A 24998-nucleotide genomic window follows, 5' to 3' on the forward strand; every position below is an offset into this window, starting at 1 on the left:
TTACAGTGACGTGCTCCCTGTTACAAGATTGGTAGCAAGTGAAGAATCGGATCGCTACTACACTTATCAGCCATTATGAACATACGATTAATTCTTTGAAAGCTGCCAACAATTTATACAAATGGCATAAAGCCTATCGTTGATGGTAAACAGGTATGAGTATCGACTATTCACCATTTCAAACACCGGGATTGTGGCAGATTTACGATACAGACGGTAATTTTATTTGGCTGGAAAAAACTATCAGAGCTTCTCCCTATTGATAAGCGAGTTACTTTACATACTTCTGAGGTTTTTTGCTTTGTTTAGTAGTTTTGTTCCACCTGCTTAAAGCAATCAGCAGCGGCATGATAAGGCTGTTGAGGAAAATGCACCGCCACTTTACCGCCACTCAGAAATTCAGATACAAAAAAACCGCTTCAATGAGCGGCTTAAATATATGTATTTTATGACTAAATTTGGTGGCCCCTGCTGGGCTTGAACCAGCGACCAAGCGATTATGAGTCCCAATTCGAAACGAGTGAAATCAGTAACTTACTGATTTTGATGTTTTCTTTAGGCCGAATAGTGATGGAAAGTGGCGCATAGCGTTCCGCTCGGCTGCCACTTTGCTGCCAATCAAATCTGCACGAATATTAAAATGTCCATACATTTAGCTAGAAGTTTACGCGGAAAATAACCTGCATATGCAGAGCAAAAATATTTACATAAATAATGTAAATTAATAAAAATTTTTAATTAAAAGAAGGGGTGTTTATATTCCAAAATCAATCCAAGGTAACGAATCAAATTCAATCTTATATTTATTACCCAAGTCTTTGTCTATGGAGTAAATATATCCAATTACCCCTGATAAATGATTTTTAAATCCAATAATGGAGCGGAAACCACGGTTTTTACAATGTTGAGGGATTCCAAGTTTTTTTGAATAATAAAGATGCATCCGTACTGAATCCCTAACTTCTTTAGGAATTTTTGGCGAAGCATTGTTGACATTTAGACCTGTAAGCATTTTTCTTGCGCCAGGCGGTACTATTCGCGTTTTACTACTATTGTCAGAAAATCCATGTTCTCGAAGGATTTTAGAGGCCTGTCTCTTGATGTTTAATGCAGATTTTCGATTCCCTTCAGATAAGGAAAAGCATAAATCATCCGAATAGCGACTATATGTGGCATCAAGTGAAGTTGCCAGAGAGGTTAGGGCTACATCCAATTCAAAACAAACTAAATTAGATAAAGCAGGGCTGGTTGGAGCTCCTTGGGGTAAGCTACCAACGAATTCCGAATTATAGCTCGATATCGAATACGTGCTAATTTCGTTCCGCCATTTTTTTCCCTGTCGTTTAGGGGTGGCTCTGGTACATAACCTTGCCATCTCGAATGATAATAATTTCGGATAGCCTAATCCTAAAAAGACGTTATATACTTGGCGTTCGCTTATACTTCCAAAAAAATCTTTTATATCTATTTTTACGAGCCAATCTGCACCACAGTGACGCTGCGCATGTTGAATTATTTTCTTTTTAGGTACATAAGCATATGCGGCAGCGTGGGGCTTTGTACGACTAAGAATGTTATGATTTATCCAGCTTTGTACAGCCATTAACGCAGGAACAGGAACCGAAATCCAGCGTTTACCACCGGTTCTTTTTGAAATTGGGAAATTTTTATATGGAAAATCTTTCCGTTCTAGTTCATTGCGGCTTACTAAGCTATGTAGGTCAGAATAGAGTGTACGAGATAGGTTTGCTAAATGTGCCAATGAAAAAACAACGGGAAAACCTAAACCATCTGTTTTTTCACCCTGCTGAACCAACGCGGTTAAGTATTCGGGGTTGAAACCTTTGGACTTGCCTTCCTTTCGGAAAAGATTGGGGTTCCACTGTGTCACTTACTTTACCTCACGCAAGTGAGGTCGTGATGTGCACTTTTGCGCACAGGCTTCGTTGCCCCAAAGCAAAAGAACGAGCGCAAAAGTGCGCATCATTACTCACTCTGGCGAAAGCTTTTACAGCGAGCGACGGAATCCGGGCTCGTAGACGTCCAGTCATACCGTAAAAACGGTTTTTAGGATAGTCATTGGAAGTTGGTACATTAAAAATGTACCCACTACAGCTAAGTTTCACGGCGGAACCCCAAAAAGGTAGAAGGATAAAAGTTGCCTTCTTCTTTCTGAATCTTACTAACTTTGCGTTTTTTTGCAATACGCTTAATGATGTCATGACCAAAACGAGTAGGTTTGTAAGCTGCATCAATCACTCCCCCATCTTTCAGTTCGGTTAGAATTTCATCGAGATCAGTTGATGATAAGAGCATAATACTGTTGATTTTAGTTTTGTCATTATTATCTGCTAATAATGTGAGTGCCATAATTAGCTGGTAATGTCTGTTATCGTATCTATTAATGTCTTCTAAAAAGTTCAATGCTAAATCGTATCTTTTCTTATCCCAAAAATTTTGTGCGGAAGCATTACTCTTCAGGTTTTTATTGAAAAGGCCGTAAGCGTCAGTAGGAATGCTTCTATTTGGAAACAGTGGCTTTAAGTGATTACTGCTTTTTTTTCCAGAACGAACCCAGAAAATTAATGGAACATTATTTGGGCATCCGTATTGAAAAACTACTGGGCTAGCTAATCCACCATAGCCGAACGTTTGTTTAGGCGTTCCTAAGTTAGCTCCATATTTTTTAAGTACGGCCTTCATACTACCATTTTGGAACATAAATGAATTTTTAATGGGTAAATTAACTCTGACGTTTTGTCGAGGTATGCTTCGAATGTTGTGTGATATCTTTTGTAAACCTGATTCATGTGCAGCAAAGGTAACGAACCATACTTTGCACCATCCCCTCGAGCACCAGGATTTGACAGTAGGATCAACAGTTTCTCTCCATGATTTGATAAAACGATCTCCAGTCCCAACAAAATCATCAACAAAAATTATGTTCCTTACTTTTTTGTCTCTCATTGATGTCAAACGCGGCGTCAATTCAACATAGGTAGGTAAGTTCCTCTCTAAGTTTTTAAGTGAATGAGCGATACGTCCAGAGCTATCATTAGGTCGTTTGACCTCTTTATCTTTATTAAATTTATGAATGAAAGGTTTGTTTACAGGGAATATTGCAACATTCGATCTTCCATCTTTCGATTGAATCTCTGCCAGCAACTGAGTTATTGAGTTCTGCAGCCAAGTCTCTACTTCTTCAAAGCTAACAAAACGCATATTACTTAAAATCTGCTCAACAACATAAACATCAGGTACATCGAACTGAGATGTCCAATCTTTAATTATCTCCAAATCCTCTAATTTCATTTTTCAATCCATTTTAAAAGTTGAGAGGGACTTGACGGTGTGAAAAAATTTCTTTTTAACCAAACTAATAAAACTTAACATGTTAAACCTAGGCCTCGGCTTCGCTTATCACTCCATTCTATTCAATGGGTTAAGTAGAACAGCGTCGGAGAGATGATCAGGCGAAAAGTGCGCGTACCGCATCGTGACTTTAATATCCGTATGCCCTAAAATTCTCTGAAGCACAAGTATATTTCCACCGTTCATCATGAAATGAGATGCAAAGGTGTGCCGCAAAACGTGCGTCAGCTGCCCAGCAGGTGTCTCGATGCCAGCGCGTTGCATGGCCTTTCTAAAGGCTGAATAGCATGGTTTAAAGAGCAACTGCGGTTTCCTGATCGATGGCAGGTCAGCCTGTAATTTTTCACTTATCGGCACTGCTCGGTTTTTCTTGCCCTTAGTTTTCACAAAGATGATCTGACCGGCGCGGATTTGGTTTCCCTTCAACCCTTCGGCCTCACTCCATCGTGCTCCTGTTGCCAAGCAGATTTTCACAATGGTTGTCAGGTCCTTGGATCGGCTGTTCGCACATTCGGAGAGGAGAGTTTTGACTTCCTCAATAGTGAGATACGCCATTTCCGACTCACTGATTTTAAACTCGCGCACGTTCTCTAAAGGATTAGGTGCGGTCCATTCATCCAACCGCCGCAGCTCGTTAAACATCGCCCTGAAATACGCCAGCTCCAAATTTACCGTGCGAGGCGTAACTGTCTTCACTCGAGCGGAGCGGATGATTTTTCCGCTTAATCGCTGCTCGCGATAAGACGCAAAGATTTTTGCGTTAAATTCGGTTGCAAGTGGGTTTCCCATTGCTTCGCAAGCGAACGCCATTGTGGTTCGCCGCTTTTCACCATCTGCTAACGTGATGCCGTGCGTGTTGAACCACAATTCAACAAGCTCAATTAACCGCCGCTTGTCTGCCTTCTCTCCCAGCCAAGGTTTATCATGAGCCTGTTCTTTTACGAACTTTTCATAGGATTGTGCTTCGCCCTTCGTCGCAAACTGGCGGCGAATCCTTTTGCCGTCTCGGCCGTTCGGGAACACCTGAGCTTGCCATTTTCCGTTGGGTAATTTGCTAATCGCCATGCTTTGCCTTTAAAGATACTCAGTACGGGCAAGGACTTTGCCCAAAACCTTGATGTCATCCGCTTTGCACTCGAATGAGGCTTTTCCATTCTCAACACGAATGCGCCCGCCAGGAAAACGGTAAAGCTCTTTAACGCTTATGAGCTTATCAATCTCGATGAGCCATAGCCCATCGGTGATCTCTGCGGCAGTCATATCTACCAGGTAATTCTGTTTCTCGAAATGTACTAACAGAGGAGCCTCAACATCGCTTGGCAAGAGCTGAATGTCATATTCAACCCAATCCGAGGAAGAGAAATTCCCATTTGTGATTTTTTTGAGTTCGATCTTGTTGGGTTTCTCATCTTGTTTTGTGATGTTTTAATCACCACGGCCGTACGTTAGCCACTCCAGCGAAGTACCGGTTCCATAGAGCAAATCAAAACCCAATCAGCAGGAAAGTTCTCATACATTATGCAGGTAGCCATAGTGCTTTGAGACACGTTCAAATGGCGGCACAGTGTCTGGATGAAGTGCAGTAAGGTGGTACAGGCCATCGACGTGTCGGGCGCGCCTTTTATCAGTTGGCCGGAAAAGTCCGTCTGACGGGCAAAGCGGTAATGGATTAACAAGCTGTCACGCAGATGTTAGAGTTAAAATTTGTTGACCATCCAATGAGAGGGATCTGAGGCGATGGATACGACTGAGCAACTGAACGGAACCTATTTTTACCACGGCGTGACGAACCTGACACCGCAGGAATTATTATTCTGGGTGCTGCTTGATGAAACCCAGAAACAGTTGGGCTTGCAGGATATTGTAGCCGTTGCAAACATCATTCTCGGTAACAATAATATTGACGTGCCGGGGAAACCGCTCACGTCAACGCCAGGCACGTCGGTTGTGTCACTCTTTTTCCGCAGGCATATGTCCTATAAATTCCGGCGGCGCATTCTCCCGACTCTGACCTTAAAATCCTTCAGCCTGCGCGGGCTGAAAATTTTCTGGGTGAATAATCTGGGAGCCTTTGTGGGCAGGGCCGTGCCGGTTGTAGGGTGGGTTATCCTGGCAAATGATGTTGCGCAAATCAGTTTTCGCACCGTACATCGCTATAACATGATTGTGAGGCCGGAGGATAAAATCTGGTGAATGATATGACGACTACTCCTGACCTGGTGCGCAAATATATCCTGCGCGAACTGCCGCTGGTAACAACGCTTCTTTTAAAAAAGATTGAAATCGGTGACGATGATGTTTTGCAGGAACTTTTTGAAGCAGAAGATATTGCAGAGGTATCGGGGAAATTTTTTCGTGATTTTAACGTACAGCCAGCAGGTTTTACGCTCGCCACTTATTTCCCCTGGAAAACCCGTTCTTTTTTCAACCGCGCGCCAGTAAAGCAGGATAAAGCCCCCCTGACTATACGCATGTTTATTGAGTCAGCCGTTGCCGGTCGCTGGCTCTTTTAGTCACTGTCAGCGGGCAGCAGGTTTGCCCGTTGTGTCAGCTGCCACACAATGACAACAGCATGATTTCCCTTCCTTAAAATCTGACCATCGCGGAACCCCTTCACAGGAGAACCGCCACATGTCACTGCATTGAATTGCATGTGTCGCACGAGTAATTTTGCTTTATTACGATAGGAATTAAATTTACCTCATAGCCAATTTTTAATGATTGAGAAATTTAACATATTGAGTGGCGCATGAGAATAAATATGCTAGTTCGAGGGAGCTAAAATATAAAGAGACATTGCCTAATCACTAAATGACTTGTCTCTTTTTAAGGTTATGATTTTACTATCAGCATGGATTTAATTTTTGTTGCATCGGATAGCAATTATTGATTACTTTTTTTATCTCTTCTTGGGTGAATCCGACGACATTCAAAAAGTGCAAAACAAAAATGGCTTCCATTTTCATACAAATGACCCAGAGATCTCTGCCTTTGGCCGATTCATCCTCTAAATCATTACTATAATGAGTTAAATAATTTCTCGTGTCGACAATTTTTCTTAAAAGTTTATTTCTTTCTCTACTTGATCCAAGGTGTTCTTTAAATGGTTCAATAATACTTTTCAACCTTTTTCCGAGATTGATTTCATTTCCATGCATTAATCTGCCTCTAAGCCATTCAATATTCTCTTCAGGGCAATAATCAATAATGGAAGATACAAGCTTTTCAAATGCTTCCGGATCCATTATTTTTTCATCACTAGTTCTTCTATGATAAGTTTCTAAGCCTTGTGCTAACGCCAAAAATTTACCGTCAAGATATTTTTGAGCGCCAATTTTGGTTGAGAAATAAAGGCTAAATGCAGGTGATAGATACTCATAAGCATTTATCCAGCTATTAAAAACTTGCTGGAAATTATCTTTTATCATATTGTAATTGAATAGGATGTTGTGCAGATTACGGTTAGGTAATTTTTCAGAATACATGTTGCTTTGATAATATATTTTTATTTTAATAGGATACTCTTTGTTGTTTCCTCCGCTACGTTGCATTTTTTCAGACGTTGCAGATACATTTTTGATAACCACAACCTCGTCCATGGCAAAACACATGAGATTGTTTATTTTGTAGGCAACGGTTGTGAACTCATTTAAATCACGCAACTCTTTTGATACAAGACGAAAAAAAGCTCTTTGAGTAAATTTTGCTTCTTTTAAATTTGGGAATCCGGGAAGTGTATAAGCGAAACAAATTTCTAGGCTCATACCATTATCAAGTATGATATTGATTTTTTTCGGAGGGTCATAATTAATCACTGCAGTCTTATTTTCCCAGTCATGTTCCACTCTTATGCCACTTATTCCTACCCATTCATCCAGACAATCAACCTCAAACGAAAATGTATTAAAATTTAGTGCTTCATTTTTTATCGCATGCAATTCCGGTAAAGGCTCTGTTGACTAATATTTTTGATTTGGAAATGTCGCCAAAAGATAAACTTTTGGTAATATAAAAGCAGTTATCAAGAGTAACTAACCCATCTTTTTCAACAAATCCAATTATCCTTTCTATTATATCATCATCACCTTTATCGTTTGGGCTATCTTCTAAAAGACCAAGTGTTTCTAACTCTATCCTCCCTCCATCCTCAATTGAAAGGACTCCTGGTACTTTTTTATCTTCTCCACCGGGTAGCCAAAAATAACCAGTTTTATTATATTCATTTTCAATTCTCATGAAGCCTCCCTTTTTTATAAAATTTAAATTTTCGGGTTTAAGATTAATATAACGTCTTTAATTTACAGTATTTATATTTTAACTCCTAATTTAGCAGGAGCAAGAAATTCTATAACTTTGTTGACTTGCATCTCATAAAGCATCTTTTTAGACGAAACCAAATCACTGTTTCAATAAAAGGTGGTTGGGCTAAATGATAATGGCTACTATTCAAGTCTCTAATGGGGTACCTGTCCAATGCAGTACCTTAACTCAGTCTGGCTATTCTTATGGAATATGTTTTGGCTTAGCCCGACGAATTCACAGTATTTTAAGTATAAATTTTTAGGATTGTTTTAAATGGGCTGCAATCATAGTTTTGAATGGCCTTCGATAGTTGTAAAAGTTGACGAAAAAATTTCTTCTGCCATTTTGCTGCCAATGATAGATTGTACAAACAAAAAAACCACCATGAGAGGTGGCTTAAAAGCATGATTTACATCACTAAAATTTGGTGGCCCCTGCTGGGCTTGAACCAGCGACCAAGCGATTATGAGTCGCCTGCTCTAACCACTGAGCTAAGGGGCCAGCGGAGCGGGGATTATAAAGTATCTCTTCAGGGCAATCCAGCACTCAGCCACCGGTTGCTGAAATAAGCAGCAGTGATTTACCTGCTGATTTATATAACAAATCTGGCGAGCCGCGATCCCGAAGTCGCAAACAGGCACGGATAATGCTTCTCCGCGCCTTTAGTGAAACCGGACTTCAGTCGTTATGGCTGATAGCTGACTCAGCGCTGACGATAACGGGATGCTGATTGATTCCGCGAAAGATGAGGAACCATCGTGCCACGAGCCTGATCGTAGTCGTGCCACATCTGCAGATCTTCCAGCGACGGAATGGTTACCGTCTCCTTGCTGTCGAGTCCGGCAAGCGCGGCGTCCACCATCTCATCAACGTCCATCAGCATTTCAGCCGGAATGTCATTAATAGACTGGCCTGCGCGGTCGAAAATCTCCGTACGGGTCGCACCGGGCAACACCGCCTGTACCTGCACGCCGCTCTCTGCGAGTTCACGCTGCATCGCACGCGTCAGAGTCAGTACGTAAGACTTAGTGGCGTTATAAGCGCCGTTGAACATCTCGTGCACCAGCGACAGCACCGACGCGATATTGATAATGATGCCATTTCCGCGTGCTTTGAAAGCCCGGCCAGCCGCCTGTGCCAGACGGGTGGGTGCCAGAATATTCAACGCCAGCATACTGTTAATGCGTGTGATGTCCGCCTCAAGAAACTCTCCCTCAACACCCATGCCCGCGTTGTTCAGCAGCAGCGTAATCTGTGCGTTGTTCGCGAGCTCCGACTCCACGCGTTGCAGATCCTGCTCATGCGTTAAGTCAGCCGCCATAACCGTCACCCGAATATCGTGCTGCTTTGCCAGTGTGTCAGCCAGGGTGGTGAGCCGCCCCTGATCGCGTGCGACCAGAATCAAATCATAGCCGCGTGCTGCCAGTCGTTTTGCATAGGTCGCACCGATACCGCTGGATGCGCCGGTGATTAAAGCTGTGCCTGATTGTGACATCTCTTTTTCCTCGTATGATGGTCGTCATAATAGCCATCAATATGACGATCATCATATCTGTCGTCAAGCTGGAATATGATGACCGTAATAATTACTATAATAGCCAGACGCTACGTAGCAGACACCGCAGGAGATGAGATGGAGAAGCAGAGCAGCAAAGCGCATACGCGGTGGCGTATCCTTGATGAGGCGGCGCGCGTGATGCGTGAAACCGGCACCGAAGGAATTGGTGTAGCGGCGCTGATGAAGCGGGTCGGGCTGACACACGGCGGTTTTTATGCGCATTTTACCTCACGCGAGGAGCTGGTTGAGGAGGTGCTGAAGCATATGTTTGCTGAAGCCGATACCTTAAAGCCCGCGGAGTCCGTGACCCAGCCAGCGCAGCAGCTGGCAGATTTTATTGATAGCTATCTTTCCGAGGCGCATCGCAATGCACCAGCGCAGGGCTGTCCATTAGCCGCTCTGGTGAGTGAAGTGGCTCATCTTCCACAGCCGACACAGCAGATCTTCGCACAGGGCTTTAATGCGATGCACGGCAGTCTGACGCAGATATTACGTGAGTTGAAGTTGCCGGATGCGGAAGCACTGGCCTCCAGCATGCTGGCAGAGATGGTTGGTGCGCTGGCGCTGGCGCGCGCCTGTCCGGATGCTGAGCAGGCCAGCCAGATGCTGCAACGCAGCCGCGATGCGCTGAAGCAGCGCACGCTGGAGGTGGCGGCATGAGTGAACACGCGATCCGCGACATCATCACCTCCGATCTTGATGTGTTGTTCTGTGGCATTAACCCGGGTCAGTCAACCGCCCATCAGGGGTTTCACTTTGCGCATCCCGGCAACCGGTTCTGGAAAGTCATCCATCTGGCGGGATTCACCCAACAGCAGCTGAAACCGGAAGAGGAGCAGCGCTTAACGGAGACCGGCTGCGGCATCACCATGCTGGTTGAGCGGCCTACGGTGCAGGCGAGTGAGTTAGCGCCTGATGAGCTGCGGGACGGCGGCAAAAGGCTGATGGAAAAGGTGCTGGATTACCAGCCGGCTGCGCTGGCGATTCTGGGTAAGGATGCGTTCCGTCGTGCTTTTAAACAGAGCAAAGTCGAATGGGGCAAACAGCCGATATGTATGGGGAAAACGCAGGTGTGGGTGTTGCCGAATCCCAGCGGCCTTAATCGCGCATCGCTGGACGAGATGGTAGAGGCGTATCGTCAGCTCTATGTGGAACTGCATGCGGGGAACGAATGAATCTGCGCAGGGCAGGGGAGAGGCAGTAACAGGCAGGCATAAAAAACCCCGGCGAACCGGGGTTTTTGTCTGACTTAATCGTCGAGGAAGCTGCGCAGCACTTCCGAACGGCTCGGATGGCGCAGTTTACGCAGAGCTTTGGCTTCGATCTGACGAATACGCTCACGCGTAACGTCGAACTGTTTGCCCACTTCTTCCAGCGTATGGTCAGTGTTCATATCGATACCGAAACGCATGCGCAGCACTTTCGCTTCGCGCGCGGTCAGGCCAGCCAGCACGTCATGGGTCGCAGAACGCAGGCTCTCTGAGGTAGCAGAATCCAGCGGTAGCTCCAGCGTAGTGTCTTCGATAAAATCGCCCAGATGTGAATCTTCATCATCACCAATCGGCGTCTCCATGGAGATCGGCTCTTTAGCGATTTTCAGCACTTTGCGGATTTTATCTTCTGGCATCAGCATACGTTCAGCCAGCTCTTCCGGCGTGGGTTCGCGGCCCATCTCCTGCAGCATCTGGCGTGAAATACGGTTGAGCTTGTTGATGGTCTCAATCATATGCACCGGAATACGGATGGTACGCGCCTGGTCGGCGATAGAGCGGGTGATAGCCTGACGGATCCACCAGGTCGCATAGGTCGAGAACTTGTAACCACGGCGATATTCAAACTTATCTACCGCTTTCATCAGGCCGATATTACCTTCCTGAATCAGGTCAAGGAACTGCAGACCGCGGTTGGTATATTTCTTGGCAATCGAAATAACCAGACGCAGGTTAGCTTCCACCATCTCTTTCTTGGCGCGACGTGCTTTGGCTTCACCGATCGACATGCGACGGTTAATGTCTTTGACCTGTTCAATGGTCAGACCGGTCTCTTCTTCAACCTGCGCCAGTTTCTGCAGGGAACGTGTCACGTCGTCCTGCACTTCCAGCAGTTTTTCAGACCACGGCTTGTTCATGGCCAGAGCAGCTTTGAACCAGGTTTCATTGGTTTCGTTGCCGGTAAACAGCGTGATGAAATTTTTCTTCGGCATTTTGCACAGCTCAATACAGAGCTTCATGATCAGACGTTCCTGCGTACGGACGCGTTCCATCATGGTGCGCATGCTGCCTACCAGGTAATCGAACTGCTTCGGTACCAGGCGGAACTGCTTGAAGACATCAGAGAGGTTCTGGATTTCAGCAACGGCGGCAGCATGACTGCGACCTTTGCTTTTAATCACTGCGCGGGTAGTTTCATATTGCTTACGCAGGTCAGAAAACTTCTCGCGTGCCAGTTCCGGATCGATTGAGTTATCGTCGTCGGAGCTGTCATCATCCTCCTCATCTTCTTCTTCATCGTCCTTACGATCGGCATCAGAAAGTTCAGAGCCCACGTGCGTTGCCGTTGGGGCGATATCTTCTTCTGCGTTAGGATCGACGAAACCGGTGATCAGATCGGAGAGGCGTGATTCGCCTGCTTCAACTTTGTCGTACTGATCCAGAAGATACGTAATCGCTTCAGGGTATTCGGCTACAGAACACTGAACCTGGTTGATACCGTCTTCAATACGCTTAGCGATGTCAATTTCGCCTTCGCGCGTCAGCAGTTCAACGGTACCCATTTCACGCATATACATGCGGACCGGGTCAGTGGTACGCCCGATTTCAGATTCAACGCTGGATAACACCTGAGCGGCAGCTTCCGCGGCATCTTCGTCAGTATCGGAGCTGTTTTCGTTCAGCATCAGATCGTCGGCATCCGGGGCTTCTTCAACCACCTGAATACCCATGTCGTTAATCATCTGGATGATGTCTTCGATCTGATCTGAGTCGACGATATCTTCCGGCAGATGGTCATTGACCTCAGCATAGGTCAGATAGCCTTGCTCCTTACCACGGGTGACAAGAAGCTTGAGCTGTGACTGCGGGTTTTGCTCCATAAGACGGTATCCACACTTCTGTTAAATTAGATTGGTGTCGGTCGGCAGCGAGCCAACAATAGCAGTAAAGGCATTTAATTCTTGCCGCTGCCTTCGTCGCGGCGTGGGCTTTGCCCATCAGTAATCGGCACTTAAGCCGCTTGTATAAACTCTGTGCTAATGGCCTGGCTTACTTGCCATTCTGCTCCCCGGCAGTGCTCGCTTTCCTCACGTACTTCAGTACGCTCCGGAAGCTGTGCGCTGGCGGTGACCAGACTGGCTTCGACGCCTGCGGCCTTTAAAATGTGTGCTAAGGACCCGGCTCTACGCCAGAGGCCTTTAAACCTGGTACTGCGGACTATTTCGGTACCGGCATCACTCACGGTAGCGAAACGGGTGTCCGCTGCACTAAAACAGGCAATCTGCCCTTTCATCTGTCAGAACGGGCAGCGTGCTGAAAACAGTTACTTTCTGGCAAACGCCTGACTGAGAGTCCAGAGTTCCCGGCGCTCATCGGCGCTCAGTCCCTGGGTGCGTTCACGCGCAATCAAAAACTCCAGGCGCTCTTCAAGAGCAGAGTCGTAGATGCTGGCCAGCGAATCCTGAAACACCGCTTCGGCTTCCTCATCTACTATCATGTGGTTCCAGATCGCCAGTGTTTCAAGCGTCTGACTAAAATTTGTTCCGCGATATAACTCTAGTAGCTGACCGGTGGTCAATCCAGGATTCTCATTACAACGGCCCACTAATTCAATAAATAGCGGTAAACCCGGCATTTTTGACTCAGACAGCCCATCAAGCGAAGGCACCAGGGTGGCCAGCTGCGGACTCTGAATCAGCAACGCGATCAGCACGCGCATAGTGGTACGCTTCAGCGGTGGTGCTACCGGCGTCGTTCCGCTTGCGGCCAGCTTCGGCATCAGCTTTTCAAGCTGATTGTCGTCAAGAATACCCAGTTTATTCCCCAGTTCCTGACGCATATAAATACGTAAGGTCTCACCAGGGATCTGCGTAATCAGCGGTAAAGCCAGCGTGCTCAGGCGCGCCTTTCCGTCGCGTGAGCTCAGATCCACCTGCGGCAGCAGGCTATCAAATAAAAACGAAGAGAGCGGCATTGCCTGCTCCATCCTCGCTTCGAAGGCGTTTTTACCCTCTTTGCGTACCAGCGTATCCGGGTCTTCACCATCGGGTAAAAACATAAAGCGTAGCTGACGACCATCATTCATGTAAGGCAATGCGGTTTCAAGCGCACGCCATGCCGCTTCACGACCCGCCCTGTCGCCGTCGTAACAGCAGATCACGGTGTCGGTACTGCGAAACAGCAACTGAATGTGTTCAGCAGTGGTGGAGGTGCCTAATGACGCGACGGCATAATCTATCCCGTACTGCGCCAGTGCAACCACGTCCATGTATCCCTCAACCACTAACAGGCGGGCGGGTTCAGGATGGTTCTTAACAGCTTCATAAAGGCCATAGAGCTGGCGGCCTTTATGAAAAATAGGTGTTTCCGGCGAGTTCAGATACTTCGGCGTATCGTTACCCAGCACGCGTCCGCCAAAACCTATGACGCGTCCACGCTTATCGCGAATCGGAAACATGACGCGGTCGCGAAACCGGTCATAAGTACGGCCTTTGTCATTGCTGACCAGCATGCCCGCTTCCATCAATGACTCGCGATCTTCCGATTGCTTACCAAAACGCTTGAGAACGTTATCCCAGCCGGCTGGCGCGTAACCTATGGCGAAGTGATTGATGATTTCGGCGCTCAGACCGCGACGATCAAGATAGTCGCGTGCTGGCTGCGCACTGGATTGCTGCAGACCCTGCTGATAAAAACCGTTCAGGTTCTCCATCAGCTGATACAGGCTCTGGCGCTGATGGCGTTCCATCTGGCTGGGCCCGCTGCCTGCTTCATAAGGCACGTCTAAACCGTGGGAGGTGGCTAACTCTTCAATACTTTCCACAAACTCCAGACGATCAAAGTTCATTAAAAAGTCGATAGCGTTGCCGTGTGCACCACAGCCGAAACAGTGATAGAACTGCTTTTCGCCGTTTACGGTGAAAGAGGGCGTTTTTTCATTATGGAAAGGACAGCACGCATGGAAATTCTTACCCTGCTTTTTCAGCTTAACGCGGGCATCGATAAGATCCACGATATCCGTGCGGGCAAGTAAATCGTTGATAAATACGCGTGGAATTCGTCCAGCCATACGCCCCAGATTTTCAGCTCATAAACGGCAACAAGCCGCGCTTCCTTTCGGAAAGCACGGCCTTTTACTTGACTCTGTCTGCGTGAATCACGCGGTGGAGGCGGACCTCCGGAACGACTTAGTACAGACGAGTGCGGCGTGCGTTTTCGCGAGCCAGTTTCTTGGCGTGACGCTTAACTGCTGACGCTTTAGCGCGCTTACGTTCGGTAGTCGGTTTTTCATAGAACTCACGACGACGAACTTCAGCCAGAACGCCTGCTTTCTCGCATGAACGCTTGAAGCGACGCAGTGCTACGTCAAATGGCTCGTTTTCACGTACTTTAATTACCGGCATGTAACTCTCACCTCGATAAAATTCGGTTTTTGCTGCTGACTGCGGCGCCAGCACATTTCAAAATGGTGCAGCATTTTACTCCAACTCAAGTTGGTTTGTAAAGCACCATGGATAATTTGAAACCAACAGGAGCGTTTGCCTGTGCGGCTGCCGGTTTTTCCAGGGGCGGGAGTATAGCGCACTCTTTAGCCGACAGAAAATGACTTTTTACGGTGGATGCCCGCGCTGCACATCCAATTGCTGTGATAAACTGCGCGCCGCAAGAATGAGGTGATGCAATGCGAATTCTGGGTATTGAAACGTCGTGCGATGAAACCGGCATCGCAATCTATGATGACGAGGCCGGATTACTGGCTAACCAACTCTACAGCCAGGTAAAACTGCACGCCGATTATGGCGGTGTGGTGCCGGAACTGGCCTCACGTGATCACGTGCGTAAAACCGTGCCGTTGATTCAGGCTGCGCTGAAAGAGGCCGGTCTGGAGCCGCAGCAGATCGACGCGGTGGCTTACACAGCAGGCCCTGGACTGGTCGGTGCGCTGCTGGTTGGTGCCACCATTGGCCGCGCCCTGGCGTTTGCCTGGAAAGTCCCCGCCGTGCCGGTCCACCATATGGAAGGCCACCTGCTGGCGCCGATGCTGGAAGAGAATCCGCCGGAATTTCCGTTTGTTGCACTCCTGGTGTCGGGCGGACATACGCAGCTGATTAGCGTCACCGGCATTGGTGAATATGCGCTGCTGGGTGAATCGATCGATGATGCGGCGGGTGAAGCGTTCGACAAAACGGCCAAGCTGCTTGGGCTGGATTATCCGGGCGGACCAATGCTGTCGAAGATGGCGCAGCAGGGCACGGCGGGACGTTTTACCTTCCCGCGTCCGATGACCGATCGTCCGGGCCTGGATTTCAGCTTCTCCGGCCTGAAAACCTTTGCCGCTAATACCATCCGCGCCAATGATGATGATGCTCAGACCCGTGCTGACATCGCCCGCGCCTTTGAAGACGCGGTGGTGGATACGCTGTCGATAAAATGTAAGCGTGCGCTGGATCAGACCGGCTTTAAGCGTCTGGTGATTGCCGGTGGCGTCAGCGCTAACCGCACACTGCGCGAGCAGATGGCGATCATGATGCAAAAGCGCGGCGGCGAAGTGTTCTACGCCCGCCCGGAGTTCTGTACCGATAACGGTGCGATGATCGCGTATGCGGGCATGGTGCGGTTAAAAGGCGGAACGCGGGGAGAGTTAAGCGTCAGCGTGCGACCGCGCTGGCCGCTGTCGGAACTGCCCGCCATCTGATGTGAAAAAAGCCGGCTCACAAGCCTGCATCTGGGGGAATCTGGCCGTAACGGATAAGCTCAACGCGCAGGGAACAGGGTCAGAGGAGGAAAGCGTCACGCGCCATGGATGGCGCGGGCCGAGCGGTCAGGGATGACGGCTTTTGCGTCTTTCCGATCTGACCCTGTTTCCTGCGCAGTCGCGGACATAAAGCCAGACTTTGTCGACACCTTCAGGCCAGCTTTTTTTATGGCTGAGATTTCTTTTTGCGCTTCCAGATCTTGCCTTCCTGACCCCGCCACAGCCGCTGAATATTGTCGTGATGACGCAGCAGGATCAGACAGGAGAGCATGGAAACCGGGAAGGTGAACTGCGGTTTGAACCACCAGACATAAAAAGGCGCGATCAGCGCACTGACGATGGCACCCAGCGAGGAATAGCCGCTGAGTAAGACCGTTAACAGCCAGGTGCCGGTGACCAGCCCGGTTAAGTCCCAGCCAATCGGCGCAATCGCGCCAAATGCCGTCGCCACACCCTTGCCACCGCGAAAGTGAAAGAACACCGGATAGATATGACCCAGACAGGCGGCAATGGCGGTCAGGCCGAGATAGAGCGGAGTCACGTGCATCAGATAGGCCAGCCAGACCGGCACCATCCCTTTCAGCACATCAAACACTAATACGCTGGCTGCTGCGGTTTTACCGCCCAGACGCAGGACGTTGGTGGCACCCGGATTGCCGGAACCGTGTGTGCGCGGATCGGGCAGGCCAGCGAGTTTGCAAACCAGAATCGCACTGGAAATCGAACCGCAAAGATACGCGAAAATAATCATACCAAGCGCGAAAGCACTCATAACACCGTACCGTTCCCTTTAGGGTCGTTTTGATCTCTTTAACCGTGGATAATACGCATAATCAGCCGGAAGTGGTATCCGGCTTAGCCAAAAACAGAGACTCTCATCATGGATATCGTATTTATAGAACAACTCACGGTCTTCACCACTATTGGCGTTTACGACTGGGAACAGGGCATACAGCAGAAGCTGGTGCTCGATGTCGAAATGGCCTGGGATAACCGTCTGGCGGCCAGTAGCGACGATGTGAAAGATTGTCTCAGCTATGCGGATGTCTCCTCGGCGATTCTGACGCATCTTACCGGCAGTCGTTTTGCGCTGGTTGAACGGGTTGCTGAAGAAATCGCGGATCTGTTGATGAACCGTTTCAATTCGCCTGGCGTCCGCATAAAGGTAAGCAAACCGGGGGCTGTAGCCCAGGCAGCACAGGTTGGCGTGCGAATTGAGCGCGGGACTATTCCTAAATAAATACGATGTGATTGCCATCACAATGAAACCAAACCAAATTACTGTCTGTCATAGCGTGTACCGTTTCGTTACAGCAGGCGAAATGGTGTAGACCTTAAGGTTTAATTCAGGCTGATAGCGGCATGATTTCAGGCGATAGCCACGCGCTACCGCCTTTTTAATGGTTTTGAAACGGATAGAGGAAACATTTGATGGCAGATATTCATCAGCTTTGGGTAGCTGCAATCCTGGGCGTTGTGGAAGGGCTGACCGAATTTTTACCGGTCTCTTCCACAGGGCACATGATTATAGTGGGTCACCTGCTGGGCTTTGAGGGTGAAAAAGCCGAGACCTTTGAAGTTGTGATCCAGTTAGGATCGATTCTGGCTGTAGTAGTGATGTTCTGGCGCCGTCTGTTTGGCCTGATCGGCATCCACTTTGGCGAAGTCAAACATGAAGGCGTCGGCACTGGCCGTCTGTCGCTGATCCATATCCTGCTGGGTATGGTACCGGCGGTGGTCGTGGGTCTGGTGCTGCACGATCAGATCAAAACGCTGTTTAATCCGATCAACGTGATGTACGCCCTGGTGGTAGGTGGTGTGCTGCTGCTGGCAGCTGAGTACCTTAAGCCAAAACAGCCGAAAGCGGTGGGCGTCGATGATATTACCTATCGTCAGGCGTTGATGATTGGCTGTTTCCAGTGCTTAGCGCTGTGGCCGGGCTTCTCACGTTCCGGTGCAACCATCTCCGGTGGCATGCTGATGGGCGTGAGCCGCTATGCCGCGTCGGAGTTCTCCTTCATCCTGGCAGTGCCAATGATGATGGGTGCAACCGTACTGGATTTGTACAAGAGCATCGGCTTCCTGACGATGGCGGATTTCCCGATGTTCGCGGTGGGCTTTGTCACGGCGTTTATCGTGGCGCTGATTGCGATTAAAGCCTTCCTTCAGCTGATCAAACGCATCTCATTTGTCTCGTTCGCGATCTACCGCTTTATTGTGGCAGCCGCGGTTTACATGGTCTTCATGTAAAGCCCACGCAGCCTGCTAGTCAGGCTGCGTAATCGCCAGACCCTGCGCGACGGCGTCAATCCGTCGTCGCGTCAACTCTTCCCGCACTTCTGCACCTTTAAATCCCGCCTCGACCACCGCTTTGGTCGGCACCGCCTGCGCCAGCGCAAAAGCACGACGCAGATAGTCACCCTGCGGATAAGCCATGCTCTCCAGTCCGGCTCGCCCGCGCGCATCCGCTTCGCTGGTCAGCGCCATCTGCTCAATGCGCTGCGGCTTACGCCAGGCATCGATTCGGTCAAACAGTGCTACCAGCGACGCGGCAGATTGCCGTTCAATGGTGTGCACCACGTCGTGAAATTCGGTCACAATCAGCGCCAGATCGCGAATCGCGTTTGGCACCCGCAGTCGCTGGCACAGCGCCTCGACCAGCGGAACGCCCGCCAGACCATGACCGTGGTGGCTGGGCCACAACTCAGGCGGCGTCAGCGCCTTGCCGACGTCATGGAACAGCGTGGCGAAGCGCACCTCGATCTCACTGGAGAGGGCGGCGGCCATCGCCAGTGTCATCAGCGTATGGACGCCAGTGTCGATCTCCGGGTGCCACTTAATCGGCGCAGGAATACCAAACAGATTATCCAGCTCAGGAAACAGCACCTGCAATGCACCGCAGTCGCGCAGGACCTGAAAATAGACCTGCGGATTACGGGAACTCAGCGCCTTTTCCGTCTCTTTCCACACCCGCTCAGCAGTGAGATTCGACAGCTCGCCGCTTTCGGCCATCTGCTGCATCAGCAGCTGGGTTTCGGGGGCAATACGAAAGTTGAGATGGGCAAAACGCGCCGCAAAGCGCGCAACGCGCAGTACCCGCAGCGGATCTTCACTGAAGGCGTCAGAGACGTGACGCAGCAGGCGCAGGGCAATATCACGCTGGCCATTATAAGGATCGACCAGCTCACCGTTTTCATCCTGCGCAATCGCATTGATGGTCAGATCGCGGCGCTGTAAGTCCTGCTCCAGCGTCACGTCGGGCGCGGACCAGGTGACAAAACCGGTGTAGCCTTTCCCGTTTTTCCGCTCGGTACGTGCCAGCGCATATTCTTCGCGACTGACGGGATGCAGGAAAACGGGAAAATCGCGACCGACCTGGTGATAGCCCTGCTCAAGCATGGCTTCAGGCGTGGAACCTGTCACCACCCAATCTTTGTCTGTAACCGGCAGATTCAGCAGCGCATCACGCACCGCACCGCCAACAAGAAACGTCTTCACGCAAAACTCCAGAGAAAAAGAAATGACCTGCACGCCGGGCGCGTCCCGCGCCTGAAATCAGCGGTGCATCTCATTTTATTGTTGCACAGATTCCCCGGATTGCAGACATGCCAAAAGGGGGATCCTGCGATCCCCTGCTCAAATCCGGCTAAATGGTGTCAGTTCATCCAGCGATCGCTTTTCTTACGGCGCGGCAGCATGTGCGGCAGTAACAGGCCCAGCAGCAGGCCGACGCCCAGCACGCCGCCGCCATACATAAACCACTGCATGATGATGGTGCGCTGCTTATCATCCAGCTGAACGTTAGCGGCGCTGACTTTCTTCTGCGCGACGATCAGCTCATTTTTCAGCTTCTGATTCTCGCCTTTCAGCCCGTTGATAACGCCGTCGCTGCTGGCGACTTTGTTCTGCATCTCAGCCGTGCGCTGGTTCCAGCTGTTGTCGATGTTATCCAGTTTGGCGGTCAGATCTTTCACCTGCTGCTCAAGCTGAGGCACCCGGGTGCGCAGGCTCGGATTAGCACTGAGCTGCGACAGGGGAATCCAGGTGGTACGGCCTTCCGAATCACGGATCTGGCCATAATGCGTGTCATTGTTGGTCTGTAACAGCTGCACCTCTTCCCCGGCGTTCAGCTTACCGAGCAGGCGAAACTGATCGCCCGGTCCGCTGCGAACCCAGGTAGAAAGTTCATCAGAAACATAGCGTTTTTCTTCAGCATGGGCAGGTGCAAGGGTGCTAAGGGCAAGCAAAGTGAGTCCAGCGAGAGTAATTTTTTTCATTCGATTTCGTTTGGCTTAGTCTGACTAAAAATTTACCGGCACAGTCTGGAGAGGCCTCGCATAAATCTGAATGAGAACTATCCTGGTCTCATGAGAGTGCGAAAAGGTCTGCGAAAGAGCAAAGAAAGCAGAGACAGCGCGGCTTCTGTGCATTAATCTTCGCCTGATAACCCCTTGCCCTCCAGGCGACAGCTTGAGTAACCTGCTGATAATCGCCTGAAATATGCAGGAAACACCCTCTTAAGTGCCAGCGGCGTAGTGAATAAAAAATTATGACCATCGAAATCGAACTAAAGTTCATTGCAACTCCACAGGCGGCCGGGAAACTGGCTGAACTGCTCTCCACTCTGCCGCATCAGCATCAGGCTGCTCGCGAGCTGACCAACATCTACTTTGAAACCGACGACAACCAGCTACGACGCTGGGATATGGGATTGCGTATCCGCGGCGTAGACCAGCGTTATGAAATGACGCTGAAAGCGGCGGGGCAGACGCTCGGCGGACTGCATCAGCGTCCGGAATACAACGTTGAGCTCAGCGAACCGGTTCTGGACATTGCACGCCTGCCGGCAGAGATCTGGCCGCAGGGCACCGATGTCGCGGCGTTGCAGCCGCGCTTGCAGCCCCTGTTCACCACCCATTTCCAGCGCGAGATCTGGCTGATCACCACAGGCAACAGTGAAATTGAAGTGGCGTTTGATCAGGGCGAGGTCACGGCAGGTGATCTCAGCGAACCGCTGTGCGAGATCGAGCTGGAGCTGAAACGTGGCGAACGCCAGGATCTGCTGGCCTTCGCACAGCAGCTGGTGGCGCTGGGCGGTCTGCGTATGGGCAGCCTGAGCAAAGCCGCCCGCGGCTATCAGCTGGCGCAGGGTAATCCGCCGCGCCAGATACAGCCTTTCCCGCTGCTGAAAGCGGGCGCCAAAGCCACCGTAGAGCAGGGCATGGTGGCCGCGATGTCGGCAGGACTTCATCACTGGCAATATCATGAAGAAGTCTGGCTGCGCGGCAATGCGGCGGCCCAGGATGCGGTGCGCGAAGCGCTGGATCTGCTGCGTCAGGCGTTCAGCCTGTTTGGTGCGCTGGTGCCGCGTAAAGCCAGCAGTGCGCTGCGTCAGCAGCTGACCACGCTGGAAGAGACGCTGGTGAATGAAGAGCAGGATGCTGCCAATTTCTGCTTATCTTCCCTCTCGGTTGAGACGCAGCTGGCGCTGACACACTGGCTGGCTGAATCTCAGTGGCGTCAGTGGATCGATGCCAAAGGGGAAGCCAAGCTGCAGGGGTCCTATAAACGCTTCAGCGACATTATGCTGAGCCGCGTCAATGCCGATCTGAGAGAAACGTTCATCACGGTAAAACAACCCAACGAGTATCAGGACAAAGCTACCCGTCTGGCGCGTCAATTGCTTACCGTCCACCTGCTGGCGGGATTCTATCCGTCTGAGGCGGTCGTGAGCTGGCTCGACCCGTGGCAACAGCTGCTGTCGGCAATTCATGAAAAACAGACGTCCGGGTTAGCCTGGCTGGCGATGCAGGCGCTGAAACAGCCTCCGTTCTGGCTCACCAGCGGCGCTGGCCGCTAACGGGCATTCCGTCACGCCATCAAGGAGGGAGTTATGTTGTCAGCACTTCCCGCGTTGCTACGCGACCAGGCCGAAGAGGCCGCCCGACAGATTGGGGTTCCGGTGGCTTCGTTAAGCCCGGAGCAGGCTGCCGGACTGGCTTTCAGCGATTTTGTGCTGGAAAACCTGCAACAACATCCCGATTGGTGGCAGGCGATGCTCGACCAGCCGCCGCAGCCTGATGAGTGGCAACACTACTCTGCGTGGCTCAATCAGGCGCTTAGCGGCATCGACAGTGAAGCGAGCCTGATGCGCGAACTGCGGCTGTTTCGTCGCCGTATGCTGGTACGCATCGCCTGGATGCAGTCTCTGCAGCACGCTACAACCGAACAGAGCCTGCAACAGCTCAGCGCATTAGCCGAAGTGCTGATCAGCCGGGCGCGTGACTGGGTTTATCAGGATTGCTGTCGTGATTTTGGTACGCCCTGTAATGCGGACGGCGACGCGCAGCCGATGCTGATTCTGGGCATGGGCAAGCTGGGCGGCGGCGAACTCAATTTTTCTTCTGATATTGACCTGATTTTTGCCTGGCCGGAAAACGGCACAACGCGTGGCGGACGGCGTGAACTCGACAACGCTCAGTTCTTTACCCGCATGGGACAGCGGCTGATTAAAGTGCTGGATCAACCCACCATGGATGGTTTTGTCTATCGGGTGGATATGCGTCTGCGCCCGTTTGGCGACAGCGGCCCGCTGGTGATGAGCTTTGCCGCGCTGGAAGATTATTACCAGGAGCAGGGACGCGACTGGGAGCGTTACGCCATGGTCAAGGCGCGGCTGATGGGCGATGACCACGATCGCTGGAGCCTGGAGCTGCAGCAGATGCTGCGGCCATTCGTTTACCGCCGCTACATCGACTTCAGCGTGATCCAGTCGCTGCGTAACATGAAAGGGATGATTAGCCGCGAAGTGCGGCGACGCGGGCTGAAAAACAATATCAAACTGGGTGCGGGCGGCATCCGTGAAACCGAATTTATCGTGCAGGTATTCCAGCTGATTCGCGGCGGGCGTGAGCGCTCGTTACAGCTGCGCTCACTGCTGCCGACGCTGGAGGCGATCAAAACCCTGGCCCTGCTGCCCGCGGAACAGGTCGATGCGTTGCGTGTTGCCTACCTGTTCCTGCGGCGGCTGGAGAATCTGCTGCAAAGCCTGGGCGACGAGCAGACCCAGACCCTGCCAGAGGATGAACTGCATCGTGCCCGGCTGGCGTGGGCGATGGATTGTGCCGACTGGCCTGCTCTGATGACCCGGCTCGACGGCCAGATGGCGGCGGTGCGCGCTATCTTCGATGAGCTGATTGGCGAAGATACCCCTGAGATTGGCGATCAGCGTGAGCTGGCAGAGTTTCAGGTGCTGTGGCAGGACCAGCTGGAGGATAGCGAACTGGCGCCGTTGGTGCCGCAGCTCAGTGACGAGCAGCGGCTTACGCTGCACCAGACGCTGGAGGCGTTTCGTCAGGATATCAACCGGCGCACCATCGGCCCGCGTGGCCGTCAGGCGCTGGACCAGCTGATGCCGCGTCTGCTGAGCGAAGTCTGCCCACGTGAAGATGCGGCGGTGACGCTCGGCCGCCTGACGCCGCTGCTGCTCGGCGTACTGACCCGCAGCACCTATCTGGAGCTGCTGACCGAATATCACGGTGCGCTGCGCCACTTAATTCGCCTGTGCGCCGCCTCACCGATGGTGGCCAGCCAGCTGGCGCGTCATCCCTTATTGCTGGATGAACTGCTCGATCCCGCCACGCTCTATCAGCCAACCGCCACCGATGCCTATCGCGATGAGCTGCGTCAGTATCTGCTGCGCATCCCTACCGAGGACGAAGAGCAGCAGCTGGAAGCGGTGCGGCAGTTTAAGCAGGCACAGCATCTGCGTATTGCTGCCGCCGACATCGCCGGAACGCTGCCGGTGATGAAAGTCAGCGATCATCTCACCTGGCTGGCAGAAGCGATTATCGAATCTGTGGTGCGCCAGGCGTGGAATATGATGGTGCAGCGTTACGGCCGTCCTTCGCATCTGAGTAATGAACATGAACGCGGTTTTGCCGTGCTGGGCTACGGCAAACTGGGGGGCTGGGAGCTGGGTTACAGTTCTGACCTCGATTTGGTGTTCCTGCATGACTGCCCGGCAGACGCGGTGACAGAAGGGGAGCGCAGCATCGATGGCCGTCAGTTCTATCTGCGCCTCGCCCAGCGCATCATGCATCTTTTCAGTACCCGCACCTCCTCCGGCATTCTCTACGAAGTGGATGCGCGCCTGCGTCCTTCGGGCGCGGCGGGCATGCTGGTCAGTACCTTTGAGGCCTTTGAAGAGTATCAGCGCAGTGAAGCCTGGACCTGGGAGCATCAGGCGCTGGTCCGGGCTCGCGTCGTCTTTGGCGAGGCGGCACTGGGCGAACGTTTCAGCGTAATTCGTCAGGCGATTCTGTCGCTGCCACGTGCCGCCGAAGCGCTGCAAACGGAAGTGCGTGAGATGCGTGAAAAGATGCGCGCTCACCTCAGCAACAAACATAAAGGTCGCTGGGATATCAAAGCCGACGCGGGCGGCATCACCGATATTGAATTCATCGCCCAATATCTTGTCTTACGCTACGCCGCTGAGCAGCCTGAACTGACGCGCTGGTCTGACAATGTGCGCATTTTCGAGCTGATGGCGAAGTACCATAAAATGCCCGCCGATGAAGCACAGGCGCTGACGCAGGCTTATGTGACGCTGCGCGACGCATTGCACCATCGCGCCCTGCAGGAACAGCCCGGCCACGTTGAGCCAGAGGCCTATGCAGCGGAACGGCAGACGGTTCTGAGCAGCTGGCAGCGCTGGCTGATAACGCCTGCGTCTATCCTGACGTGATGCTGATAGCACAAATCGCAACTGTGCTATCATCCGCGCACTATTTTTAATGCA

General features: G+C 50.9%; 23 protein-coding genes and 1 tRNA gene. 9 read left to right on the top strand and 15 right to left on the bottom strand.

Annotated elements, in window-relative coordinates:
* Positions 1-754: 754 nt before the first annotated feature.
* The 5 genes from NR201_RS12790 to NR201_RS22685 all read right to left on the bottom strand — a co-directional run bounded on the left by NR201_RS12790 (position 755) and on the right by NR201_RS22685 (position 4973).
* The gene (locus tag NR201_RS12790; RefSeq protein WP_245115953.1) at positions 755-1891 is read right to left on the bottom strand and encodes a reverse transcriptase family protein; all 1137 of its coding nucleotides are present in this window, start codon (positions 1889-1891) and stop codon (positions 755-757) included.
* Between the two features lie 224 nt (positions 1892-2115).
* Entirely contained in the window at positions 2116-3312 is a 1197-nt protein-coding gene (locus NR201_RS12795; protein ID WP_245115955.1) for a hypothetical protein, read from the bottom strand.
* 108 nt (positions 3313-3420) lie between these two features.
* Entirely contained in the window at positions 3421-4437 is a 1017-nt protein-coding gene (locus tag NR201_RS12800) for a tyrosine-type recombinase/integrase (protein WP_245115957.1), read from the bottom strand.
* Between the two features lie 9 nt (positions 4438-4446).
* On the bottom strand, positions 4447-4794 hold the full coding sequence (locus tag NR201_RS12805) for a hypothetical protein (protein ID WP_342394759.1): 348 nt from the start codon (positions 4792-4794) through the stop codon (positions 4447-4449).
* 23 nt (positions 4795-4817) lie between these two features.
* On the bottom strand, positions 4818-4973 hold the full coding sequence (locus NR201_RS22685; RefSeq protein ID WP_306281388.1) for a helix-turn-helix domain-containing protein: 156 nt from the start codon (positions 4971-4973) through the stop codon (positions 4818-4820).
* Positions 4974-5109: 136 nt separating this feature from the next.
* Between NR201_RS22685 and NR201_RS12815 the strand changes: the two genes are divergently transcribed.
* Positions 5110-5565 (top strand): STM2901 family protein, encoded by a 456-nt coding sequence (locus NR201_RS12815; protein WP_245115959.1) that lies wholly within the window; start codon positions 5110-5112, stop codon positions 5563-5565.
* Positions 5562-5885 (top strand): DUF1493 family protein, encoded by a 324-nt coding sequence (locus NR201_RS12820; protein ID WP_245115961.1) that lies wholly within the window; start codon positions 5562-5564, stop codon positions 5883-5885. Before NR201_RS12815 ends, NR201_RS12820 begins: the two co-directional genes overlap by 4 nt.
* Before the next feature lie 333 nt (positions 5886-6218).
* On the opposite strand, the gene NR201_RS12825 is transcribed toward NR201_RS12820, so the two are convergent.
* The 4 genes from NR201_RS12825 to NR201_RS12840 form a co-directional block, all read right to left on the bottom strand.
* Complete coding sequence (locus NR201_RS12825; RefSeq protein ID WP_256849832.1) at positions 6219-7310, bottom strand: HEPN domain-containing protein; 1092 nt, start codon at positions 7308-7310, stop codon at positions 6219-6221.
* Complete coding sequence (locus NR201_RS12830; RefSeq protein WP_256849833.1) at positions 7291-7608, bottom strand: hypothetical protein; 318 nt, start codon at positions 7606-7608, stop codon at positions 7291-7293. The genes NR201_RS12825 and NR201_RS12830 overlap by 20 nt, the downstream gene beginning before the upstream one ends.
* Before the next feature lie 491 nt (positions 7609-8099).
* Positions 8100-8175 (bottom strand) — tRNA-Ile (locus NR201_RS12835).
* A gap of 202 nt (positions 8176-8377) precedes the next feature.
* Positions 8378-9169 carry an SDR family oxidoreductase gene (locus NR201_RS12840; protein WP_064690003.1) on the bottom strand — a complete coding sequence of 264 codons (792 nt, stop codon included), beginning with the start codon at positions 9167-9169 and terminating at the stop codon, positions 8378-8380.
* Between the two features lie 138 nt (positions 9170-9307).
* Here NR201_RS12840 and NR201_RS12845 point away from each other — a divergent pair, with 138 nt between their 5' ends.
* Positions 9308-9892, top strand: a complete 585-nt coding sequence (locus tag NR201_RS12845; RefSeq protein WP_172608904.1) for a TetR/AcrR family transcriptional regulator — start codon at positions 9308-9310, stop codon at positions 9890-9892.
* Positions 9889-10407, top strand: a complete 519-nt coding sequence (gene mug / locus NR201_RS12850) for a G/U mismatch-specific DNA glycosylase (RefSeq protein ID WP_115758050.1) — start codon at positions 9889-9891, stop codon at positions 10405-10407. Before NR201_RS12845 ends, mug begins: the two co-directional genes overlap by 4 nt.
* A 74-nt stretch (positions 10408-10481) precedes the next feature.
* Here mug and rpoD read toward each other — a convergent pair whose 3' ends face one another.
* The 3 genes from rpoD to rpsU all read right to left on the bottom strand — a co-directional run bounded on the left by rpoD (position 10482) and on the right by rpsU (position 14846).
* A complete protein-coding gene (gene rpoD, locus NR201_RS12855) occupies positions 10482-12323 on the bottom strand; it encodes an RNA polymerase sigma factor RpoD (protein ID WP_010678531.1) in 1842 nt (613 codons plus the stop codon).
* Positions 12324-12766: 443 nt separating this feature from the next.
* A complete protein-coding gene (gene dnaG, locus NR201_RS12860) occupies positions 12767-14512 on the bottom strand; it encodes a DNA primase (RefSeq protein ID WP_010678530.1) in 1746 nt (581 codons plus the stop codon).
* Positions 14513-14630: 118 nt separating this feature from the next.
* Positions 14631-14846, bottom strand: a complete 216-nt coding sequence (gene rpsU / locus NR201_RS12865) for a 30S ribosomal protein S21 (RefSeq protein WP_001144069.1) — start codon at positions 14844-14846, stop codon at positions 14631-14633.
* 278 nt (positions 14847-15124) lie between these two features.
* Between rpsU and tsaD the strand changes: the two genes are divergently transcribed.
* Positions 15125-16138, top strand: coding sequence for a tRNA (adenosine(37)-N6)-threonylcarbamoyltransferase complex transferase subunit TsaD (gene tsaD, locus NR201_RS12870; protein ID WP_022623892.1), 1014 nt, complete (start codon positions 15125-15127; stop codon positions 16136-16138).
* A gap of 226 nt (positions 16139-16364) precedes the next feature.
* Here the strand turns inward: tsaD and plsY are convergent, their stop codons facing one another.
* Positions 16365-16970: a glycerol-3-phosphate 1-O-acyltransferase PlsY gene (gene plsY / locus NR201_RS12875; protein WP_010249063.1), complete on the bottom strand. Its 606-nt coding sequence runs from the start codon at positions 16968-16970 to the stop codon at positions 16365-16367.
* 108 nt (positions 16971-17078) lie between these two features.
* On the opposite strand from plsY, the gene folB reads away from it, so the two are divergent.
* Together folB and bacA are read left to right on the top strand one after the other, a co-directional pair.
* The gene (folB, locus tag NR201_RS12880; protein ID WP_010249061.1) at positions 17079-17438 is read left to right on the top strand and encodes a bifunctional dihydroneopterin aldolase/7,8-dihydroneopterin epimerase; all 360 of its coding nucleotides are present in this window, start codon (positions 17079-17081) and stop codon (positions 17436-17438) included.
* A gap of 191 nt (positions 17439-17629) precedes the next feature.
* The gene (gene bacA, locus NR201_RS12885) at positions 17630-18448 is read left to right on the top strand and encodes an undecaprenyl-diphosphate phosphatase (RefSeq protein WP_010671134.1); all 819 of its coding nucleotides are present in this window, start codon (positions 17630-17632) and stop codon (positions 18446-18448) included.
* A gap of 15 nt (positions 18449-18463) precedes the next feature.
* On the opposite strand, the gene NR201_RS12890 is transcribed toward bacA, so the two are convergent.
* Together NR201_RS12890 and NR201_RS12895 are read right to left on the bottom strand one after the other, a co-directional pair.
* Positions 18464-19696, bottom strand: a complete 1233-nt coding sequence (locus NR201_RS12890) for a multifunctional CCA addition/repair protein (RefSeq protein WP_256849834.1) — start codon at positions 19694-19696, stop codon at positions 18464-18466.
* A 158-nt stretch (positions 19697-19854) separates the two neighbouring features.
* Positions 19855-20475, bottom strand: coding sequence for a TIGR04211 family SH3 domain-containing protein (locus tag NR201_RS12895; RefSeq protein ID WP_010671133.1), 621 nt, complete (start codon positions 20473-20475; stop codon positions 19855-19857).
* Positions 20476-20747: 272 nt separating this feature from the next.
* Between NR201_RS12895 and NR201_RS12900 the strand changes: the two genes are divergently transcribed.
* Both NR201_RS12900 and glnE read left to right on the top strand, forming a co-directional pair.
* Positions 20748-22058 carry an inorganic triphosphatase gene (locus tag NR201_RS12900; RefSeq protein ID WP_250863204.1) on the top strand — a complete coding sequence of 437 codons (1311 nt, stop codon included), beginning with the start codon at positions 20748-20750 and terminating at the stop codon, positions 22056-22058.
* Positions 22059-22091: 33 nt separating this feature from the next.
* Positions 22092-24944: a bifunctional [glutamate--ammonia ligase]-adenylyl-L-tyrosine phosphorylase/[glutamate--ammonia-ligase] adenylyltransferase gene (gene glnE, locus NR201_RS12905; protein ID WP_256849835.1), complete on the top strand. Its 2853-nt coding sequence runs from the start codon at positions 22092-22094 to the stop codon at positions 24942-24944.
* Positions 24945-24998: the final 54 nt, after the last annotated feature.

The organism is Pantoea sp. Fr-CA_6, assembly GCF_024520895.1.
Lineage (GTDB): Bacteria > Pseudomonadota > Gammaproteobacteria > Enterobacterales > Enterobacteriaceae > Pantoea > Pantoea agglomerans.

Coding starts and splice junctions, on each gene's coding strand:
- NR201_RS12795 (WP_245115955.1), bottom strand. CDS start 3,312: ATGAAATTAGAGGATTTGGAGATAATTAAAGATTGGACATCTCAGTTC.
- rpoD (WP_010678531.1), bottom strand. CDS start 12,323: ATGGAGCAAAACCCGCAGTCACAGCTCAAGCTTCTTGTCACCCGTGGT.
- folB (WP_010249061.1), top strand. CDS start 17,079: ATGGATATCGTATTTATAGAACAACTCACGGTCTTCACCACTATTGGC.
- dnaG (WP_010678530.1), bottom strand. CDS start 14,512: ATGGCTGGACGAATTCCACGCGTATTTATCAACGATTTACTTGCCCGC.
- NR201_RS12895 (WP_010671133.1), bottom strand. CDS start 20,475: ATGAAAAAAATTACTCTCGCTGGACTCACTTTGCTTGCCCTTAGCACC.
- NR201_RS12815 (WP_245115959.1), top strand. CDS start 5,110: ATGGATACGACTGAGCAACTGAACGGAACCTATTTTTACCACGGCGTG.
- mug (WP_115758050.1), top strand. CDS start 9,889: ATGAGTGAACACGCGATCCGCGACATCATCACCTCCGATCTTGATGTG.
- bacA (WP_010671134.1), top strand. CDS start 17,630: ATGGCAGATATTCATCAGCTTTGGGTAGCTGCAATCCTGGGCGTTGTG.
- glnE (WP_256849835.1), top strand. CDS start 22,092: ATGTTGTCAGCACTTCCCGCGTTGCTACGCGACCAGGCCGAAGAGGCC.
- NR201_RS12840 (WP_064690003.1), bottom strand. CDS start 9,169: ATGTCACAATCAGGCACAGCTTTAATCACCGGCGCATCCAGCGGTATC.
- plsY (WP_010249063.1), bottom strand. CDS start 16,970: ATGAGTGCTTTCGCGCTTGGTATGATTATTTTCGCGTATCTTTGCGGT.
- rpsU (WP_001144069.1), bottom strand. CDS start 14,846: ATGCCGGTAATTAAAGTACGTGAAAACGAGCCATTTGACGTAGCACTG.
- tsaD (WP_022623892.1), top strand. CDS start 15,125: ATGCGAATTCTGGGTATTGAAACGTCGTGCGATGAAACCGGCATCGCA.
- NR201_RS12830 (WP_256849833.1), bottom strand. CDS start 7,608: ATGAGAATTGAAAATGAATATAATAAAACTGGTTATTTTTGGCTACCC.
- NR201_RS12800 (WP_245115957.1), bottom strand. CDS start 4,437: ATGGCGATTAGCAAATTACCCAACGGAAAATGGCAAGCTCAGGTGTTC.
- NR201_RS12900 (WP_250863204.1), top strand. CDS start 20,748: ATGACCATCGAAATCGAACTAAAGTTCATTGCAACTCCACAGGCGGCC.
- NR201_RS12845 (WP_172608904.1), top strand. CDS start 9,308: ATGGAGAAGCAGAGCAGCAAAGCGCATACGCGGTGGCGTATCCTTGAT.
- NR201_RS22685 (WP_306281388.1), bottom strand. CDS start 4,973: ATGGCCTGTACCACCTTACTGCACTTCATCCAGACACTGTGCCGCCAT.